At 61.1% G+C, this 1,662-nt stretch carries 3 protein-coding genes and 2 pseudogenes; all 5 read right to left on the bottom strand.

All coding sequences use genetic code 11. From position 1 onward, the window contains the following. Positions 1-134 precede the first annotated feature (134 nt). Positions 135-293: pseudogene (locus RID42_17200) on the bottom strand (thiosulfate oxidation carrier complex protein SoxZ). Between the two features lie 15 nt (positions 294-308). Beyond that, complete coding sequence (soxY, locus tag RID42_17195; GenBank protein MEQ8249414.1) at positions 309-725, bottom strand: thiosulfate oxidation carrier protein SoxY; 417 nt, start codon at positions 723-725, stop codon at positions 309-311. A 31-nt stretch (positions 726-756) separates the two neighbouring features. Continuing rightward, positions 757-1,236, bottom strand: a complete 480-nt coding sequence (soxX, locus tag RID42_17190; protein MEQ8249413.1) for a sulfur oxidation c-type cytochrome SoxX — start codon at positions 1,234-1,236, stop codon at positions 757-759. Between the two features lie 118 nt (positions 1,237-1,354). After that, positions 1,355-1,459, bottom strand: a pseudogene (locus RID42_17185) (thioredoxin). 3 nt (positions 1,460-1,462) lie between these two features. Then, positions 1,463-1,662: transposase (locus RID42_17180; protein MEQ8249412.1), on the bottom strand; the 200-nt coding region annotated here is incomplete at its 5' end.

Genomic DNA, 1,662 nt, shown 5'->3' with positions numbered 1-1,662 from the left:
GTAGAATAGCTCATGAGGGCTCCCCCGGGATTTGAGACTTCACCCTTCGGGCGGTCTCAAATCCCGGGGGAGCCCTCATTCGTCAGCTGAAGCGGACCGGCTGGAAGCCGGTGGCTTCGTTCCATTCAATGGATAGTGAACCGATTGATGATCGAGCGCGGGATGGTGTTGCCGTCCTTGTCCTTGCGCTGGCCGGATTCCATCGTGTGGCTGATCAGGGTCTTGATCGTGATCGCTTCGCCGGCCTGGGCCTTCTTGGGCACCTTGACGCGGGGTTTCACACCTTTTGCCATTGTTCTGTCTCCTTGTTAGCCGCCGCAGCCGCCGATGGTGACCTTGACGGTCTTCGAGGCGCGGACAAAGCTGCCGTCGGCCATCTGTGCGACGGCAATCACGTCCTGGGTTCCGGCAAGGCGAATCCGCGTGGCGGCCTCCTGCGCGGCGGCCAGCGGGCCGAAGTTGAACGTCGCGACCGGCGGCGCCGGGTTGCCGGCGGCAAAGACCGCGATGGCGGTGGCGCCGGGGGCCGAAACCTCGATCGGGACTGTGTTGCCGTTCTCGGCGATCTCGGGCGCGGTCAGCTCGAGCCCGCCCTCACCGGTTTCGGCTCCGCCGGTGAAATCATTGATAAGATCGTCCACCGACGCAAAGGCGCGGAACGGCAGGACGGTCAGAAGCGCGGCACCGGCACCGAGAGCCAGCGTTTCGCGTCGCGTGAAATCCATCATTTGTCTCCTTGTCTCGTCTGACGGGCGGTCACTCGTCTTTCAACGTCATCAGGAACGCCACCACGTCTTCGATCTCCTGCGCCGTCAGCAGCGGCGGCAGCGGCTCTTCGCCCGCCTTGCCGGTAAAGCCGTTGCCGGGACGGATGAAACCGCTGGTCTTGTAGAATGCCGGCATCACCGTGCCGTCATAAGTCATCTTGGCATTGGCGACGATGCCGCGCAGCTCGGCCTCTTCCCAGCGCGAACCGACGCCATCGAGAATCGGACCGACTTCGCCATGGAACGGCGCATCCTTGAGCTCGGTCACCGCGTGGCACGAGATGCAATTGCCCTTGGATTTGGTCTTCATGATCACCGCGCCGCTTTCCGGGTCGCCCGGTGCGCCCGACAGCGAAGTCGCAATGGCGCCGTAATCGTCGTAGGTCACATCCTGCGGGGCCACTTCTGCCGCGAGCGCGGCCTGCGCGCCCAGCGAGGCAACCGCCAGTGCTAGTGTCGTGAGCCTCATATTCCCTCCCTAAGTCGCTACCTTGTAATTTTTTGTATCAGGTTGCTTTGCGTACCGTAGTCCACTGCGGCAGCCGGACGCAACAACAAATTCATGAGTTTGAATTAGTTGATTTGAATCAATCGGTGCTGCCATCGTCGCGTTCCTGGATCATCCGCGCGTGGTATCGCTGAAAATCCTCGCCGTTATCAAGCAGATACCTCTTTTCCGCAACCGAAGTGAACCACTACCGGCTGTCGCCGGTAGCATCATGTTTTCCAGTTAGTGCGAGGTACTCAAGTATGTTGTCGTCGGTCACGTTTCCCGAAGTGGTCGAGAAATACCCACGAGCCCAGAACCGGCGGCCCCAGTAGCGCTTTCGCAATTCGGGGAACTCCATCTGGACCCGGCGCGAAGAGCGACCCTTGATACGTTGCATGACCGTGG

The organism is Alphaproteobacteria bacterium, from assembly GCA_040216735.1.
Taxonomy (GTDB): Bacteria; Pseudomonadota; Alphaproteobacteria; order SHVP01; family SHVP01; genus CALJDF01.
This window is presented reverse-complemented; position numbering and strand designations above follow the sequence as displayed.

Bases quoted from the DNA above. Each gene is read 5' to 3' on its own strand.
- soxX (MEQ8249413.1), bottom strand. From the start codon at position 1,236: ATGAGGCTCACGACACTAGCACTGGCGGTTGCCTCGCTGGGCGCGCAG.
- soxY (MEQ8249414.1), bottom strand. From the start codon at position 725: ATGGATTTCACGCGACGCGAAACGCTGGCTCTCGGTGCCGGTGCCGCG.